Annotated in this window: 6 protein-coding genes; all 6 read right to left on the bottom strand. The window is 58.6% G+C overall.

Going from position 1 to position 18748, the window contains the following annotated elements:
• Positions 1 to 28: 28 nt before the first annotated feature.
• Positions 29 to 9793: an Ig-like domain-containing protein gene (locus ACP4CD_RS15290; RefSeq protein WP_426991520.1), complete on the bottom strand. Its 9765-nt coding sequence runs from the start codon at positions 9791 to 9793 to the stop codon at positions 29 to 31.
• A gap of 36 nt (positions 9794 to 9829) precedes the next feature.
• The gene (locus ACP4CD_RS15295) at positions 9830 to 10534 is read right to left on the bottom strand and encodes a DsbA family protein (protein ID WP_426991522.1); all 705 of its coding nucleotides are present in this window, start codon (positions 10532 to 10534) and stop codon (positions 9830 to 9832) included.
• A gap of 62 nt (positions 10535 to 10596) precedes the next feature.
• A complete protein-coding gene (locus ACP4CD_RS15300) occupies positions 10597 to 10917 on the bottom strand; it encodes a hypothetical protein (protein WP_426991523.1) in 321 nt (106 codons plus the stop codon).
• 335 nt (positions 10918 to 11252) lie between these two features.
• A complete protein-coding gene (locus tag ACP4CD_RS15305) occupies positions 11253 to 13985 on the bottom strand; it encodes a carboxypeptidase regulatory-like domain-containing protein (RefSeq protein ID WP_426991525.1) in 2733 nt (910 codons plus the stop codon).
• A gap of 437 nt (positions 13986 to 14422) precedes the next feature.
• The gene (locus ACP4CD_RS15310; RefSeq protein ID WP_426991526.1) at positions 14423 to 15652 is read right to left on the bottom strand and encodes a hypothetical protein; all 1230 of its coding nucleotides are present in this window, start codon (positions 15650 to 15652) and stop codon (positions 14423 to 14425) included.
• A 5-nt stretch (positions 15653 to 15657) separates the two neighbouring features.
• Positions 15658 to 18669: a carboxypeptidase regulatory-like domain-containing protein gene (locus ACP4CD_RS15315; protein ID WP_426991528.1), complete on the bottom strand. Its 3012-nt coding sequence runs from the start codon at positions 18667 to 18669 to the stop codon at positions 15658 to 15660.
• Positions 18670 to 18748 lie beyond the last annotated feature (79 nt).

The raw sequence follows: 18748 nt of genomic DNA on the forward strand, positions 1-18748 counted from the left end.
AACTTCATCATCGATTTGCCCTCTTCTGCTATTCCGTCCCGGTCCGGAAGTACCAGTTGGCGTAGTTGATCCGGTTGCCGGCTTGATCCGGTAGCGGTGCCCAGTTGCTGATGTAAATATAATACTGCCGGTTGGCGGTCAACGCGGCGTTCGGCGTCAGCGTGACGGTTTTGCCGTCGGCGCTCAGCGCGTAGCTCGCGCTCGGCCGTTGCCCGGTCACCGCGTCGTACAGCGCGATCGTGTCGCTGTTCAATGCCAGCGGGTTGAGCCGTTCGGCAAAGGTGATCACCACCGGGCTATTCAGGCCAATGCCGCTGGTGTTGTTGGCCGGGCTGTATTGCACCACGCTGGTCGAGAGCAGGTCGGCGCCCGCGCCGGTCGTGAAGCTTCTGTCCTGTGCCGTGCCCAGTACGTTGCCGCTCAGGTCTTCCACGCCTTCGACGTGCAGGCTGTAGCCGGTGTTCGCCAGCAGCGGTTGTTGCAGTCTGAATGTCAGGGTTTTCCGGTCGCCGCTCAGCTCGCGCGTCGTCGCGATCGCGTCGCCGCCCTTGCGCAGTTCCACTCCGCCCAAGCTCAAACCGCTCACCGGTTCGTCGAATTGCACTTGCAGCACTGCGTTCGTCGGGACGTCGAGTTGGTCGGCGACGATGCTGTAGCCGACGACGTTGGGCGCCAGGTTGTCCGCCGTCAGTGCCGCCGTGAAATAGCGGCTCTGATAGGCGTTGTTGCCGTTCATGTCTTGAACGGAGTAGACGTAGAAGTAGTAGTTGCGCCCTACCGCCAAGGCTTGCGTCGGCACGAGGGTGAGCGTGCGGCCGTCGGTGCTCAGGTCCAGGCTCGCCGGGACGTGCTGGCCGGTGACGGTGTCGTACAGGTACAAACCGCCGTCGTTGACCGTGACCGGGTCGATCGCTTCGCTCATCCGTGCTTTGAAGACGGCGTTGACCGGGACGTTGGTCGCGCTCGCGGCCATGCTCCATTCCACGACGCTGGGCGAGGCGGTGTCCGGACCGTTGCCGGTGCTGAATTGGCTGCTCCGGCTGACCACGGCGTTGCCGGCGTAGTCTTGGGGTTGATCCACCGTTAGCGTGACGTCGCTGTCCACCGGCCACGGTTCGTGCGGCAGGTAGCTGACTTGCCGGTTGCCGTCGCTGAAGCTGAGCGAGTAGCTACGCGCATCGTAGTTCGGTACTTGCGCCAGCGGCTGGTCGCCGTCGTCGCCGAGGAAGCTCAGCGGGCTGACCGCTTCGTCGAAGCGGATCGAGACGCGGTTGTTGATGCCGACTTGGCCGGCGCCGTCGATCGGACTGAGCGCCGTGACTTTCGGCACGATGCTGTCCGCCGTGGCGCCGACCGCCGTCGCGAAGTACCAGAGGTAGTCGCTGTTGTAGGTCGATTCGGCGCCGCTGGCGTCTTTGACCCCGGCGCGGATGCCGATTTGATAGCCTTGGTTGGCTTGCAACGCGGCGTTGGGCACGAGCCTGACGACGCGGTTGCCTTTCAGCAGGCTGACCGTGGTCGGTATTTCGGCGCCGTAGTAGTAGTTGCGCAGGACGAAGCGGCTGTTGTCGACCGTGGCCGGGTCTAGCGCTTCGTTGAATTGCAGCTCGATCGCCGGGTTCAGCGGCAGCGTGATGCCGTCGTCGGTGTTCAACGCCAGGACGTACGGGGTTTTCGTCGCCGGGTCTTCTTCGGTCCGGAACGAGGTGTAGAAGCTGTTCAGGGCATTGCCGCTCAGGTCTTGGGCGGTGCTGTCCAGGAATACTTCGATCCGCGCGTCTTTCGCCCAGGGCTGCGCCGGGGTGTAGACCAAGGTGCGGCCGTCGCCGATCAGTTGCAGGTTGCCGGTGATCAGGACGCCATTTTGCGAGACGTGCAGCGCGCCGGCCAGACTGCTGGCTTTGAGCGCTTCGTTGCTGTACAGCACGATTTTGTTTTTGGACAGCACGTTGTAGGCGCCGTTGCCGGGTAAGGCGGTGGCGATGCTGGGCCGGCCGGTGTCGTTGGCCGCGGCGGTCGTGAAGACTTTGACGGTGTCGGCTAGCCGGTTGCCGCTGAGGTCTTTGATGTCGTCGGTCAGCAGGACGGTCACCAGGGCCGAGGCCGGCAGGTTGTAGTTGAGGGTGACGGTGCGGCTGTCGGCCGAGTAGCTGATTGACGGTCTGACGACGTCGCCGTTGACGAACAGGCCGACGCTGTTGCTGACCGTGCTTTGGTTGAGCGATTCGGAGAAGGTCAGGACGATCGGGTTGTTGCCGTAAACGTCCATCGCGCCGTCGTTCGGGGTGATGGATAGCAGTTGCGGCGCGGTATTGTCGCCGCCGGTGCCGGTGGTGAAGTATTGGTAGCGGTAGCTGTTGCTGTTGCCGGCCAGATCGAGGACGCCGTTGACGGTGATGTTGATCTGGGTGTTGCCGGGCAGCGGGGTCAATGGGCTGAAGGTGACGACGTTGCCGCTTTGCGCGAAGCTGCCGGCCAGTTGGCCGCTATAGCCGCTGGCGCTGATGGCGATGCCGCTGTCCAGGGTGGTCGGGTCGATCGCTTCGCTGAAGCTGAAGGTGATCGGCGCGCTGGCGCTGACGCCGGTGGCGGCGTTGGCCGGACTGATCGTTACCGTCGCGCCGGTGGTGTCGGCGGTGGCGCTGGCGCCGGTCGTGAAGTGGCTGGTCACGGCGCTCAGGCGGTTGCCGATGTAGTCGTACAGGCCATCCAGCACGACGGTGTAGTCGCTGTTGATCGCCAGCGTGCTGCTCGGGGTGAAGGTGATGGTCCGGTTGTCGCTACCCAGGCTGGCGGTGCCGGCTACGTCGACGCCGCCGACGCTGAGCCGGACGCTGCCGGCGACGCTGAAGGCGCTGATCGGTTCGTCCAGCACGAAGCGCAGTTTGGCGTTGACCGCGATGCCGCTGGCGCCGTCAACGATGTTTTGTCCGCTGACCAGCGGCGCTTCCTGGTCGCTGGCGCTCCCGGTCCGGAAGTACCAGTTGGCGTAGTTGATCCGGTTGCCGGCTTGGTCCGGTAGCGGTGCCCAGTTGCTGATGTAAATATAATATTGCCGGTTGGCGGTCAACGCGGCGTTCGGCGTCAGCGTGACGGTTTTGCCGTCTGCGCTCAGCGCGTAGCTCGCGCTCGGCCGTTGCCCGGTCACCGCGTCGTACAAGGCGATCGTGTCGCTGTTCAATGCCAGCGGGTTGAGCCGTTCGGCGAAGGTGATCACCACCGGGCTATTCAGGCCGATGCCGCTGGTGTTGTTGGCCGGACTGTATTGCACCACACTGGTCGAGAGCAGGTCGGCGCCCGCGCCGGTCGTGAAGCTTCTGTCCTGTGCCGTGCCCAGTACGTTGCCGCTCAGGTCTTCCACGCCTTCGACGTGCAGGCTGTAGCCGGTGTTCGCCAGCAGCGGTTGTTGCAGTCTGAATGTCAGGGTTTTCCGGTCGCCGCTCAGCTCGCGCGTCGTCGCGATCGCGTCGCCGCCCTTGCGCAGTTCCACTCCGCCCAAGCTCAAACCGCTCACCGGTTCGTCGAATTGCACTTGCAGCACTGCGTTCGTCGGGACGTCGAGTTGGTCGGCGACGATGCTGTAGCCGACGACGTTGGGCGCCAGGTTGTCCGCCGTCAGTGCCGCCGTGAAATAGCGGCTCTGATAGGCGTTGTTGCCGTTCATGTCTTGAACGGAGTAGACGTAGAAGTAGTAGTTGCGCCCTACCGCCAAGGCTTGCGTCGGCACGAGGGTGAGCGTGCGGCCGTCGGTGCTCAGGTCCAGGCTCGCCGGGACGTGCTGGCCGGTGACGGTGTCGTACAGGTACAAACCGCCGTCGTTGACCGTGACCGGGTCGATCGCTTCGCTCATCCGTGCTTTGAAGACGGCGTTGACCGGGACGTTGGTCGCGCTCGCGGCCATGCTCCATTCCACGACGCTGGGCGAGGCGGTGTCCGGACCGTTGCCGGTGCTGAATTGGCTGCTCCGGCTGACCACGGCGTTGCCGGCGTAGTCTTGGGGTTGATCCACCGTTAGCGTGACGTCGCTGTCCACCGGCCACGGTTCGTGCGGCAGGTAGCTGACTTGCCGGTTGCCGTCGCTGAAGCTGAGCGAGTAGCTACGCGCATCGTAGTTCGGTACTTGCGCCAGCGGCTGGTCGCCGTCGTCGCCGAGGAAGCTCAGCGGGCTGACCGCTTCGTCGAAGCGGATCGAGACGCGGTTGTTGATGCCGACTTGGCCGGCGCCGTCGATCGGACTGAGCGCCGTGACTTTCGGCACGATGCTGTCCGCCGTGGCGCCGACCGCCGTCGCGAAGTACCAGAGGTAGTCGCTGTTGTAGGTCGATTCGGCGCCGCTGGCGTCTTTGACCCCGGCGCGGATGCCGATTTGATAGCCTTGGTTGGCTTGCAACGCGGCGTTGGGCACGAGCCTGACGACGCGGTTGCCTTTCAGCAGGCTGACCGTGGTCGGTATTTCGGCGCCGTAGTAGTAGTTGCGCAGGACGAAGCGGCTGTTGTCGACCGTGGCCGGGTCTAGCGCTTCGTTGAATTGCAGCTCGATCGCCGGGTTCAGCGGCAGCGTGATGCCGTCGTCGGTGTTCAACGCCAGGACGTACGGGGTTTTCGTCGCCGGGTCTTCTTCGGTCCGGAACGAGGTGTAGAAGCTGTTCAGGGCATTGCCGCTCAGGTCTTGGGCGGTGCTGTCCAGGAATACTTCGATCCGCGCGTCTTTCGCCCAGGGCTGCGCCGGGGTGTAGACCAAGGTGCGGCCGTCGCCGATCAGTTGCAGGTTGCCGGTGATCAGGACGCCATTTTGCGAGACGTGCAGCGCGCCGGCCAGACTGCTGGCTTTGAGCGCTTCGTTGCTGTACAGCACGATTTTGTTTTTGGACAGCACGTTGTAGGCGCCGTTGCCGGGTAAGGCGGTGGCGATGCTGGGCCGGCCGGTGTCGTTGGCCGCGGCGGTCGTGAAGACTTTGACGGTGTCGGCTAGCCGGTTGCCGCTGAGGTCTTTGATGTCGTCGGTCAGCAGGACGGTCACCAGGGCCGAGGCCGGCAGGTTGTAGTTGAGGGTGACGGTGCGGCTGTCGGCCGAGTAGCTGATTGACGGTCTGACGACGTCGCCGTTGACGAACAGGCCGACGCTGTTGCTGACCGTGCTTTGGTTGAGCGATTCGGAGAAGGTCAGGACGATCGGGTTGTTGCCGTAAACGTCCATCGCGCCGTCGTTCGGGGTGATGGATAGCAGTTGCGGCGCGGTATTGTCGCCGCCGGTGCCGGTGGTGAAGTATTGGTAGCGGTAGCTGTTGCTGTTGCCGGCCAGATCGAGGACGCCGTTGACGGTGATGTTGATCTGGGTGTTGCCGGGCAGCGGGGTCAATGGGCTGAAGGTGACGACGTTGCCGCTTTGCGCGAAGCTGCCGGCCAGTTGGCCGCTATAGCCGCTGGCGCTGATGGCGATGCCGCTGTCCAGGGTGGTCGGGTCGATCGCTTCGCTGAAGCTGAAGGTGATCGGCGCGCTGGCGCTGACGCCGGTGGCGGCGTTGGCCGGACTGATCGTTACCGTCGCGCCGGTGGTGTCGGCGGTGGCGCTGGCGCCGGTCGTGAAGTGGCTGGTCACGGCGCTCAGGCGGTTGCCGATGTAGTCGTACAGGCCATCCAGCACGACGGTGTAGTCGCTGTTGATCGCCAGCGTGCTGCTCGGGGTGAAGGTGATGGTCCGGTTGTCGCTACCCAGGCTGGCGGTGCCGGCTACGTCGACGCCGCCGACGCTGAGCCGGACGCTGCCGGCGACGCTGAAGGCGCTGATCGGTTCGTCCAGCACGAAGCGCAGTTTGGCGTTGACCGCGATGCCGCTGGCGCCGTCAACGATGTTTTGTCCGCTGACCAGCGGCGCTTCCTGGTCGCTGGCGCTCCCGGTCCGGAAGTACCAGTTGGCGTAGTTGATCCGGTTGCCGGCTTGGTCCGGTAGCGGTGCCCAGTTGCTGATGTAAATATAATATTGCCGGTTGGCGGTCAACGCGGCGTTCGGCGTCAGCGTGACGGTTTTGCCGTCTGCGCTCAGCGCGTAGCTCGCGCTCGGCCGTTGCCCGGTCACCGCGTCGTACAAGGCGATCGTGTCGCTGTTCAATGCCAGCGGGTTGAGCCGTTCGGCGAAGGTGATCACCACCGGGCTATTCAGGCCGATGCCGCTGGTGTTGTTGGCCGGACTGTATTGCACCACACTGGTCGAGAGCAGGTCGGCGCCCGCGCCGGTCGTGAAGCTTCTGTCCTGTGCCGTGCCCAGTACGTTGCCGCTCAGGTCTTCCACGCCTTCGACGTGCAGGCTGTAGCCGGTGTTCGCCAGCAGCGGTTGTTGCAGTTTCAACGTCAGGGTTTTCCGGTCGCCGCTCAGCTCGCGCGTCGTCGCGATCGCGTCGCCGCCCTTGCGCAGTTCCACTCCACTCAGGCTAAAACCGCTCACCGGTTCGTCGAATTGCACTTGCAGCACTGCGTTCGTCGGGACGTCGAGTTGCGCTGCCCCGACGCTGAATCCAAGGATGCGTGGCCCATTCGCGTCTCGGTCAAACGAGGTCGTGAAGTAGTAATTGACGTAGCCCAGTGGGTTTCCGAACAAGTCCTTGATGGCGTTAGTGACGGCTATCCGGTGTTGCCGCCCAACCGCCAACGCGACGTTCGGAACGAAGGTCGCGCTTTGCCCGTCGCCGTTTAGCGTTACGACGCCGAGAATTTGTTGCCCCGTGACTTGATCGTAGAGTTGAACGCTTTGATCGTTAACGGTATCTCCATGCACCGGTTCGCTAAAGCGGATACCGACTACAACATTGACTGCTACGCCGGTACTGTTGGCGGCTGGGTCGATAGCCGCTACCGTGGGCGGCGTCGTATCGACAGTGTTTCCGGTTTTGTAATGGAACGAATAGGGAGTCGCGATCGGATTTCCCGCGCGATCGCGCACTCCGGCGACTACAACCTTATATTCGGTATAGTCCGCCAATAAATCGGCGGGCGTAAAAATCAGTTGCAAGCCGTCGCTCGACAGTCGCACCTTCCCGGCAATCTTGGCGCCCCCTTCCAACAAACCTTGAAAAACGGTAATGGAATCGGCATTAATCGATTTGGCGGACAACGACTCGCCGAAGCTGACAATGATCGGATTGTTCTCCGGAATGTCGATCGATGCGTCGGCCGGCGACGTTACGGACACCGTCGGCGGCGTTACGTCGGGATTCAAAGGATCGGTACCGTTTTGCACCTCGGTCCCGTCGGGAACGCCGTCGTCGTCGGAATCGGTATCGATCGGGTTGGTGTGCATGTCGACTTCGTCGCCGTCGGAAAGACCATCGTCGTCGGAATCGGTGTCGTTAACGTTCGAACCGTAAATGGCTTCTTGTTCGTCGCTCAAACCGTCGCGGTCGGTATCCGCTTGCACGGTCAAGGTTAAATTGGTTGAAGTTTGCTCGTTACCGCCGAAATCGATTGCCTTGGCCACAACGGTTATCGTGTTGCCGACAGTGCCGAACGGCACGGTCACCGGGTACTGATAAGGCCGAGAGGTATCGGTGTAGACCGTTTGACCGTCCACGATGAACGAGACCGACTTCACGCCGATATCGTCATCGGCGGTCGCCGTCACGGTAACCTTTTTACCTTCGACAACAACGGTATCTTGCGGCGGCTCGCTGATCTCTATCGTCGGCGCGACGCCACCCTTGTCTTCTGTCAAACGGTATTGTCCGATCAATAACGTCGAGGTACCGTTCGCTTCGAAATCGGAGATTGAACTGGATGCGGTCAGGTAAACGTAGTTGGAATCCAGCGCGACGCCGGTGCCGTTGTAGTCGTTGAAATTTCTAAAGTCGACAGTGCCTTGAAACACCGCGGATTCCGGGTCTTCGATATTGACGTACGGGACTGAATTGACAAACAAGACTTCGGCGAAAAACGCAAAGCTATCGGTCAATTCAACGTCGTACGGATAAAACGCCGCATCGGAAGCCACGATGATAGGATTTGTTGGATCGCCTATATTGACTGCCTTGAAGCCGGAGGTATAGGCCGAGACATACGCGTAACCGTCCTTGACGGCAACGTCTTTTACCGGACCGATACTAAGGCTGCCTTTTTTAACAGGATTGGCTTTGTCGGTTACATCAATGATATGCAGCGAAGTTCCAGCGACCACGGCCACGATATTACCTTGCGCATCCACACCTTTAGCTTCGCCGAGTCCACCGAGAGAGCCAGCCGCGATCGGTTGCGCGGGTTTATGGACATCCACGATTTCCAGGCCACCGTTACCGTCGGCAACGTAGGCGAATTGGTTGTCGATTTTGACGTCTTGCGCGACGCCCGCCGTTTCGTAAGAGGCGAGTAGAAGCGGATTGGCCGGATCGCTGACGTCAATAATCTGCAAACCATCTTCGCCGTCGGCAAGATAAACCACGTTGCCCACCACTCTGACATCGATCGCGGTCCCCGCAGTATCCAGGCTACCAACTATAGTCGGGCCGGCATGGTTGGCAACGTTAACGATTTGTAAGCCCTTGCTACCAGCGGCAACATAAGCAAAATCGCCGGCAACATCGACATTGTTGGCATAACCGGGGATTGAAATCGACGATAGCGCGGTCGGGCTGAACGAACCGACGGTGACTGTGACGGTTTTTTCCAATCCACCGTTACGAACCGTTAAATTCGCGGTTCCGGCCTGACCTGCAAACAATAAACCGTCCTTGGCACCGAAGCTAACAACGCTCAAGTTGCTGGAGCTGTAACTAGTGCCGGTGGATTTAGCGGTAATGTCCTCAAGCGTGCCGTTTCCGCGCTTGCCGGACACTTTCACCTGTAAATTGGCCTCGTTATAAACCGTATTGAACGTCATCGTCGGATTAGCCGGCGCGACGATCAGCTCGACAAAACTGCGACCGCCGCCGTCAGTACCGTCGGTCGGGTTGTAACCAGCGAGGATTTCATCGTTGTCGTTTACACCGTCGCCGTCGCTGTCGGCTTTCAGCGGATCGGTGGTGTAGCCGTTGGAGCCGGCGACTTCAATGCCGTCGCTTAAGCCGTCGCCGTCGGTATCCGCCAAACGGAAATTAGTACCCAACTGGTACTCGCGTTTGGTCGTCAAACCGTCGTTATCGGGGTCTTCTTGCGCGTCGAGAGGATCGTTCGGGTTCAAACCGTTGGCCAGCTCGAAATCGTCCGGCAGACCGTCGTTATCGGCATCTCCGGTCGTCGACACGCTGATGCGTTTGAAGGCGACGACTTCATCCTTGCGGGCAGTGATCAATACGCTACCGCTGGAGACCGCGGTAACCAAGCCTTCGGCGTTGACCGACACAATAGCCGGGTTGCTGGAACTATAGTTTGTACCGTTCGAGGAGGCGGTGACGTTTTTGACGGTACCGTCGCGGTAGGTTGCTTCAACCTTTAACTGCGCGGTTGCGCCTTGGCTGGAGAGAGTTTCGACTGTGGGTTCGCTGACCTTCAGGCTAACAGGGATGGGTTCAATATTCTCAAACGTGATGTCCGGCACGTTAACGATGCCGTTTTGGACAATATTGAAGTAATCGCTTTCTCCGGAGAAGGTGTCGCCCAGCTTGGTGCAAGTCGCCCTGGCTCTGACCCGGCCCATTTGCGAGGGCACGTTAGGCATCGACCAAGCACCATCCTTGCCGACCTGTACGGTTCGGTTGAGAATATTGACGACGCAGTTCTCATCCAGCACGTTGGCCGCCGATTGCCCGCTTCCAGCAAGCCCCAACAACAAGACCAACACATAAAAAGCTTTCATGACCTGAGTGTTCATCGTCTTTATCTCCCGATACCGCAGACGCTTCGAATATTACTTTTTTAAACTGTCGATCGCGGCGACGAAGGTTTCGAACGACTGCATGCCGTCGAAGCGCCGGTAATCGACTAACTGTTTATCCTTGATCCGCCCAATTAAGAACGCAGGCGTACCGTTAACGCCCAAACGACTGCCAAGCGCGATGTCGTTCTGTACCTTTGTTAATTGCGCCGGGTCATCAAGACACTTCTTCAATGCGGATTCATCCAATTTATATTGTTGCGCAACGCTGGCAATTAATTCGTCGCTAGCCTGGCCGCGGGCCTCGAAAATTGCGTCGTGCATCGCCCAGTATTGCTTCTGCTCGCCCGCGCAACGCGCGGCTAGCGAGGCTTTTTTGGCATGAGCGTGGAAATCCAGCGGAAAATCTTTCATCACGTATTTAACCTTGCCTTTATCGATATAACTTTCGCGCAGTTTGGGCAAAACGTTTTTGTAATGCTTTCCGCAAAATGGGCATTCGTAATCAGAAAACTCCAGAATCGCAATACCGGCATCCGCCTTACCCAACGTCATTGCCTCGCTGCCCGCCAGCGGAATAGGTGACGATTTCGGCTTACCTTCACTAATTTTTTGTTCTAGCGTCGCTATTTTTTCTTTTAGCGCCCCAATTTCCTTACGCATCTCGGACATTTGCGTGAATATCTCGTCCGCCACCCACTTTTCATCAGCATCAGCGGCTAAACCAGGTAAAAACAAATCAGTATTAATGATATATATAACAACCAGCTTAACTTCCGCATAAACACTTAAATTAAAGACTACTTGTTTTTGGTATCAGATGAAAAATCCACCAACTGACCAAACGGATCTATGGTGAACGTATTAGATTTATTTAGACTTTCAGGTAAAGCAACTTCTTGAAGCATGTATAGACACCGAACCATTACTAATTTTGTTTTGCTTTTTTCAAATACCTTGGGCAAATCCAAATTAGACAAACGCGCCTTATTAACTATATCAATCAACTGAGCTTCAGATAACTTTGTTCCAGGACACTCCATCGCATTAGCACTCGACAAAAATAAAATGCTTAACACAATAAGAAAAGTAAGCGGATACACATAACTAAACTTCTGCATAGGATAACCTCATTAATTAGCGCCCACGAAAAGCATCAACCAAAACGCCGTATTGGTTCAATCTGAATACTTGGCTTTTACCAGGTGTTGGCGGACTCTCATGTTCGATGTAAATGTAGTAACAGCCATCCTTGTGTACGGACCACTCAAACTTTTCGTACGCCTTTGCAATGCCAATATTTGATGCCCGAGCATTTGAAACTTTTTCTCTAATTTGATCGTCTGTAAACTCTGTCACGCCACAAACCTCAGCCCTGGAATTGACGAAGTAAAGAAAAAAACCATTGTCAGTAAAAACCTCATTGCGTAATTCCTCTCTAGACAGATTGCTAATACTAAGGGATACAATTGTTGACGTAACCATTGGCATTTGTTTTCGCAATGGCTTTTTCAGCATCCACAATGGCTTGACAAGCCGCATCTCCGCCACAATTCGCTGCGTTATAACACGCATATTCCACTTGATAAGCAGCGCACTCCCCGGCGTTCGGATTCTGGCCTGGCTTAAATGGGGGCCTAGTTGTATCGCATTCGTTTGCGCCGGTTGGACACTCAACGTGGGCATGATGAACATCTTCATGCTTCCTCACACAATCACGAACAATCAGTTCACCTTTAGTACCACCTGGATGCCAATTTGGGTCTAAACAAGTAGTTTGAGTTCCGTTACAACAATCAACCCATCCTGCATCGCCTGCGCCGGCCACTTCCGTACAACATTGTTGGGTTGTCTTGGGTGGCACCTTTGCACCACTTTTACAGGTAGTACATTTTGGCGCGCCGGGAATTTGCCCATCCGGCTTATTGCTTAGCTGGCAGTTTCCACTGCAAGTCTGGCATTCCGCAGAATATGCGCAACCACTGCCTCCCGGCTGAGACCCGCAATGCCAGCCCGCCTTAATTACTCCGACACCATCGTTGCTCTTAATGATGCTGCCGTCGGTGCTGACGGTGCCGAGGCCGATCGCTACGAATTCTTCCAGGTCGTGGTCGTAGGAGTACATTTCCACTTGCGCGCCGGGTTTGTGGCCGTCGACGTTGGGCAGGGTCAGCCGGGCCGGCGGGTCGAATTTGGCCCCGACCGGTTGGATGGTGACAATAAACTGCGGCTGCATGCCGTTGGGCGGCGCCATCGGGATTTTGCTGGCGTTGACCGGCGTGACCGAGAGCTTGCCGGTCTTCTTGCCGTCCGGGAAGGTGACCGAGCCGCGTTTGACTTCCAACGCGAAGCCGGGTACGTCGGGCAGGGTCAGCGTGACGTCTTGGTCGCCGACGGTTTTGGCGTTGACGGTGTCGAGTTTGACCAGGTAGATCGGCGCGGACAGCGGGTTGTCGGCACCGGCGATGGTGACCAGGTTGAAGGCCAGGGTCGGCCATTCGCCTTCGGCACTGGTGGTGCTGCCGTCGGCGATCAAGCGCACTGCGCCGACCGGGACTTCGCTGATTTTGAATTGGCCTTGGGTGCCGGTTTGTGCTTCGCGGGTGGTGCCGTCGACTCGGACGGTGACGTTCGGCAACGGGTGTTCTTGGTTGTCGAGCACGACGCCGCTGATGCTGGTTTGGCCGGCGTTGCCGGTTTTTAGCGCGGAGGCGGTGAAGCCGGCGTAGAGGCTGGTGCCAACCAGGGTGGCGGTGGCGCGGTGGACGTCGAGGCCGTCTTCGCTGCCCAGCGTGAATTCGGCGGTGGCCCGGCCGTCGCTGTCGGTGGTGGCGGTCAGCGTGGTTTGGCCGTTTTGGAAGCGGCCGCTGCCTTGGGTGACTTTGAATTCTATTTGGGCGCCGGGCACGACGTTGGCGCCGTCGTCGACCACGGCGACGACGAAGGGTAGCGGCAGCGCTTGGCCGACCGCGCCGCGTTGGTTGTTGCCGCTGTTGACGGTGACTTTGCCGCCGGCCCCGACTGTGGCGCTGGCATAAAACAGGGCTTCGCCGTCGAAGCCGACCGAGGTGGCGCGGACCCGTTGGTTGCCGCTGCCGGCTCGGCTACCGAGTTTGAAGGCGGTGGCGGCGATGCCTTGGGCGTCGGTTTGGACCAGGACGCCTTGGCCTTGGTCGCTGTTGCCGGCGCCGACGATGCCGTCGCCTTCGGTGACGCGGAAGATGACAGGTTTGCCCGCGACCGCTTGGTTGGCGCCGTCCAGCAGTTTGACTTTGAGGGTTTGGGCTAGCACGCTGTTGATCTTGCCGCTTTGGTTTTGGCCGCCGAGCAGTTCGATGTGTTGCGGCGCCAGCGGTTGGTAGCTGACTTGCAGGCTGAGGCTGCTGGTGTTGCCGACGTTGTCGGCGGCGTCGATTTTGAGGGTGTTGGTGCCGACGGCGAGCGGGATGTTTTGGGCCAGGTAGCTGCGGTTGGCGATCGTGGCGGCGATGCCGTTGACTTTGACGTTGGCTTGGCCGGCGGCGACGGTGCCGCGTACGATGTCGTTGATCAGGCCGGACACGGCGATGTGGTCGGTGCGCACGGTGTCGCCATTTTTCGGCGATTCGACGGTCAGGTAGGGCGGGGTCATGTCCAGCGATAGCGAGATGGTGTCGCTGACGTCTTCGCCCCGGGCGTTGACCGCCCGAGCGGTGATGGTGTTGTGGCCTTCTTCCAGCGCGACGTCGGCTTGAAAGCTGCCGTTGCCGTGAGTGACCGGCGCGCCGTTCAGGGTGACTTGGGCACTGGGGTCGTTGACGGTGCCTTTGACGGTTTGCGGGGTGTGGCCGACGGTTAAGAGCGTGGCCGGGCTGGTGATTTTGACGGCCAGCGCTGGGCTTTGCACTTGGCGTTCCAGCCGGGTCGTGAAGCTGAAGGTATTGGGGCCGCCGCCGGTGACGATGACCGAGACCAGACCGCTGCCGCCGGGCGTGATGTCGTTGCCGAGATAGCCGGTCAGGTCGTAGTAGGCTTCGCCGGCCGCGGTGGTGCCGCTGGCGTTGCCGATAGCCACTTTCGCCGCCGGGCTCAGACCGACGATGACCAGCCGGAACGGGCCTTTCAGGCTTTGGCCGCTGACGTTGTTCAGCGTCACCGCCACCGTCGCGTCCGCCGCACGCCGATTGCGCACCGGGTTGGCTACCTTCACCGTCACTTGGCTGGTCGAGACAGGTTCCCAATTCGTCGCCGCTTCCGCCGGGGGTGATCCAGCTAATTAAGACTACCGACAGAACCATTATAAAGTTAACCAATACGGAACCGCGAACTTGGCCAACTAACTTTCTCGATATCGTATTACTCAATACGTGCCAAAAAACCGACATCAGTACCCCCGAAAAATTCTAATCACTTGTCATTCCTCGCAACCTGCCTAAATAACTTCAAGCTAAATTAATGTCGCGGAAAGCATTATCAAATCCTGCGCGTTAAATCTAATTTCTTCGCTAAATTTTAGGACCTTGAAACCTTAAGAAGCCTCTGATTAATTCGTCATGTCGAATTTCAACTTCAATCAATACCTTGCACACCTGGTTTTCTTGAAAAACTGCATTAGCCATAGACTCCTTAAGAGCCGGAAATACTGTTTCAACTAACCTTTTGATTGGTAGAACATACTTCTGAAACCGGCACTCTATCAATCTGTAATCCCATCCAACTGTACCAACCGTCCTGCCGGCGGGCATCTTCCAGTTTTGAAAAATTGCTGATTAAGAAAACGCTTTGTCCAATCGATTCAGGCCGAACATCAACCAGTGACCCGTTAGTCATCATTTGCTTCGTCCAAGTCATCAACTCCTTTCCCTCTGCATTCAGTAATCTGAATTCAGCAGTATCGGAAATTTTACCGTTTGGCTTTGTTCGCCTTGCGAACAGGTAATTATCATGACAAATTCCAGATATCTGCAAATGACTCCCGGCTTCGATTTCATCGAAGTCGAAATGCCAAATCAATTTGGCCTTCTCTCCAACACGATACAAGTACAAACTTGGCGGACTAGGGTTTCGCTTACGACTGACTATTTGTAGCGAGGGCTGAACATGCGTCGTCGATATAAACGACGCATGCTGCGCTAATCTCGGATCGACATCCAATCCTTCCACTTTTACGCTGTCCGCCGCAAACTTGTTATTAACTCTAAAAAGAAAGCTGGCTGTTTCATCCAAATTCTTTTTCGCCTTAGCTGCGATGTAAATCGTATCATTAGCCTCCGCAACATCCTCTATTCCGATGATCGGCAATTGGAGGTAGGCAAAATCCACGGACAATTGCTCATCGGAGCCATAGGCCTGGAAAACCAATTTTGAAGTTTTTCCCGCGTCAACCAAGGCAATATAACCGGTAGAAATGTGAAAAAGTTGCTTGACTGAATTACCGGCCTTAACACCGAACGGCTTCAAATTTACCGATTCAAGTTTTTGTTGCTTTGGACTGTATTTAAATATCTTGAGATCTTTTCCGTTCAGCAAAGGTATCAGATATCCGTCATCTCTCTTGACGATCTTGCCCACGACGGTTTTATCGGCCGCTCTCGCTTCCCATAAACTAATCGATTTACCGGCGCGGCTATCATAGATTAAATATTCGACGCTTTCGGCCTGGCCTGGAAGCGCTTTTGCCTTGCGGTGATCCAGATATTTTTTATACAGGATCGCAGGGGAATCCGCGTCCTCCGGAATCATTCGAATAAACTGTTGATCGATATTTGCCTGATACCTAGCAAATAATGACTCGAAGACTTTGACGTCTGCCGCCGCGAGTTCGACTCGCAACATCACCGCCAGCACTAAAAAGATTCTCCAGCTAATCGTTTTCATGGCGCTTAGCAACACTCGCAATACTGAGTTTGCCGTTCTTCAAAAGCCGAGCTACCGAAATTGGCAACCCCGTCTTGATAGACCGGACCGATACCACGACAACTCGCGTATTCCTCATCGTATTCCAGACATTGCGACGCCGTTGCATAAGGGCAAGGGAAGGGGTAGCCGGTATCGCAACTCGCGGTAATTCCGGCGCCCAAGGCGGCATCGCAAGTAGCTTGGCTGGAGCCGCAGGTTTGATAACAAATGTCGTGCAAATTGCACGGCAAGGTCTGGGTCGCGGCAGTTGCATTGGAAATCGTACCCAACACGGTACCCCAGATCGGATTGGTCACGTACATGTCGTAATTCGTGGCGAACGGCAGGTTGTCCCAACTCTCCAAGTCGTCGGGCGAATTGGAGCAACCGTCGATTTCATGATTTCGTGTGGTGTTCTGCTTTTTTTGAGGGCACTTCGCCAAGCTTGCAAAATCGGCCGGCGTTTTCGGCACCGATTCACCTTGATAGCAACAGCGCGTCGTCGACTCGGGAAACTGACCATCCGGTTTGTTACCGATCGAGCCGTCGGATTGACATTGTTTACATTCCTCGGACGGTTTGTCGCCGGTATCCACGGTTGGAGACGGGCAAGCGGGCTTTTTACAATCGCCGGCGACATCCGCCGGAACGTCGCTCGGGTCGGCTTCCGAGGACTTGCAATCCTTGGGTTTCAAGCAATCGCCCGCCACGTTCGGCACCTTGGGTAAATCAACGATAACGCAATTGCCCTCGCATTTTTGACATTCCCCAGGACTGGCCGCGCATCCGCTGCCCCCCGGCTGACTGCCGCAATGCCAGCCCGCCTTAATCACTCCCACGCCATCATTGGATTTGATGATGCTGCCGTCGGTGCTGACCGTGCCGAGGCCGATCGCTACGAATTCTTCCAGGTCGTGGTCGTAGGAATACATCTCCACTTGCGCGCCGGGTTTGTGGCCGTCGACGTTGGGCAGGGTCAGCCGGGCCGGCGGGTCGAATTTGGCCCCGACCGGTTGGATGGTGACAATAAACTGCGGCTGCATGCCGTTGGGCGGCGCCATCGGGATTTTGCTGGCGTTGACCGGCGTGACCGAGAGCTTGCCGGTCTTCTTGCCGTCCGGGAAGGTGACCGAGCCGCGTTTGACTTCCAACGCGAAGCCGGGTACGTCGGGCAGGGTCAGCGTGACGTCTTGGTCGCCGACGGTTTTGGCGTTGACGGTGTCGAGTTTGACCAGGTAGATCGGCGCGGACAGCGGGTTGTCGGCACCGGCGATGGTGACCAGGTTGAAGGCGAGCGTGGGCCATTCGCCTTCGGCACTGGTGGTGCTGCCGTCGGCGATCAAGCGCACTGCGCCGACCGGGACTTCGCTGATTTTGAATTGGCCTTGGGTGCCGGTTTGTGCTTCGCGGGTGGTGCCGTCGACTCGGACGGTGACGTTCGGCAACGGGTGTTCTTGGTTGTCGAGCACGACGCCGCTGATGCTGGTTTGGCCGGCGTTGCCGGTTTTTAGCGCGGAGGCGGTGAAGCCGGCGTAGAGGCTGGTGCCAACCAGGGTGGCGGTGGCGCGGTGGACGTCGAGGCCGTCTTCGCTGCCCAGCGTGAATTCGGCGGTGGCCCGGCCGTCGCTGTCGGTGGTGGCGGTCAGCGTGGTTTGGCCGTTTTGGAAGCGGCCGCTGCCTTGGGTGACTTTGAATTCTATTTGGGCGCCGGGCACGACGTTGGCGCCGTCGTCGACCACGGCGACGACGAAGGGTAGCGGCAGCGCTTGGCCGACCGCGCCGCGTTGGTTGTTGCCGCTGTTGACGGTGACTTTGCCGCCGGCCCCGACTGTGGCGCTGGCATAAAACAGGGCTTCGCCGTCGAAGCCGACCGAGGTGGCGCGGACCCGTTGGTTGCCGCTGCCGGCTCGGCTACCGAGTTTGAAGGCGGTGGCGGCGATGCCTTGGGCGTCGGTTTGGACCAGGACGCCTTGGCCTTGGTCGCTGTTGCCGGCGCCGACGATGCCGTCGCCTTCGGTGACGCGGAAGATGACAGGTTTGCCCGCGACCGCTTGGTTGGCGCCGTCCAGCAGTTTGACTTTGAGGGTTTGGGCTAGCACGCTGTTGATCTTGCCGCTTTGGTTTTGGCCGCCGAGCAGTTCGATGTGTTGCGGCGCCAGCGGTTGGTAGCTGACTTGCAGGCTGAGGCTGCTGGTGTTGCCGACGTTGTCGGCGGCGTCGATTTTGAGGGTGTTGGTGCCGACGGCGAGCGGGATGTTTTGGGCCAGGTAGCTGCGGTTGGCGATCGTGGCGGCGATGCCGTTGACTTTGACGTTGGCTTGGCCGGCGGCGACGGTGCCGCGTACGATGTCGTTGATCAGGCCGGACACGGCGATGTGGTCGGTGCGCACGGTGTCGCCATTTTTCGGCGATTCGACGGTCAGGTAGGGCGGGGTCATGTCCAGCGATAGCGAGATGGTGTCGCTGACGTCTTCGCCCTGGGCGTTGACCGCCCGAGCGGTGATGGTGTTGTGGCCTTCTTCCAGCGCGACGTCGGCTTGAAAGCTGCCGTTGCCGTGAGTGACCGGCGCGCCGTTCAGGGTGACTTGGGCGCTGGGGTCGTTGACGGTGCCTTTGACGGTTTGCGGGGTGTGGCCGACGGTTAAGAGCGTGGCCGGGCTGGTGATTTTGACGGCCAGCGCTGGGCTTTGCACTTGGCGTTCCAGCCGGGTCGTGAAGCTGAAGGTATTGGGGCCGCCGCCGGTGACGATGACCGAGACCAGACCGCTGCCGCCGGGCGTGATGTCGTTGCCGAGATAGCCGGTCAGGTCGTAGTAGGCTTCGCCGGCGGCGGTGGTGCCGCTGGCGTTGCCGATAGCCACTTTCGCCGCCGGGCTCAGACCGACGATGACCAGCCGGAACGGGCCTTTCAGGCTTTGGCCGCTGACGTTGTTCAGCGTCACCGCCACCGTCGCGTCCGCCGCACGCCGATTGCGCACCGGGTTGGCTACCTTCACCGTCACTTGGCTGGTCGAGACAGGTTCCCAATTCGTCGCCGCGACGCTCAAAGCCGTTTTGGAAAAAAGACAGCACGAG

It is taken from the genome of Methylomonas stagni (assembly GCF_050154735.1).
Classification (GTDB): Bacteria; Pseudomonadota; Gammaproteobacteria; order Methylococcales; family Methylomonadaceae; genus Methylomonas; species Methylomonas koyamae_A.

What these genes read in the sequence shown, in the direction of transcription:
- ACP4CD_RS15300 (WP_426991523.1), bottom strand. Translation starts at nt 10,917, where the DNA reads ATGCAGAAGTTTAGTTATGTGTATCCGCTTACTTTTCTTATTGTGTTA.
- ACP4CD_RS15310 (WP_426991526.1), bottom strand. Translation starts at nt 15,652, where the DNA reads ATGAAAACGATTAGCTGGAGAATCTTTTTAGTGCTGGCGGTGATGTTG.
- ACP4CD_RS15290 (WP_426991520.1), bottom strand. Translation starts at nt 9,793, where the DNA reads ATGAACACTCAGGTCATGAAAGCTTTTTATGTGTTGGTCTTGTTGTTG.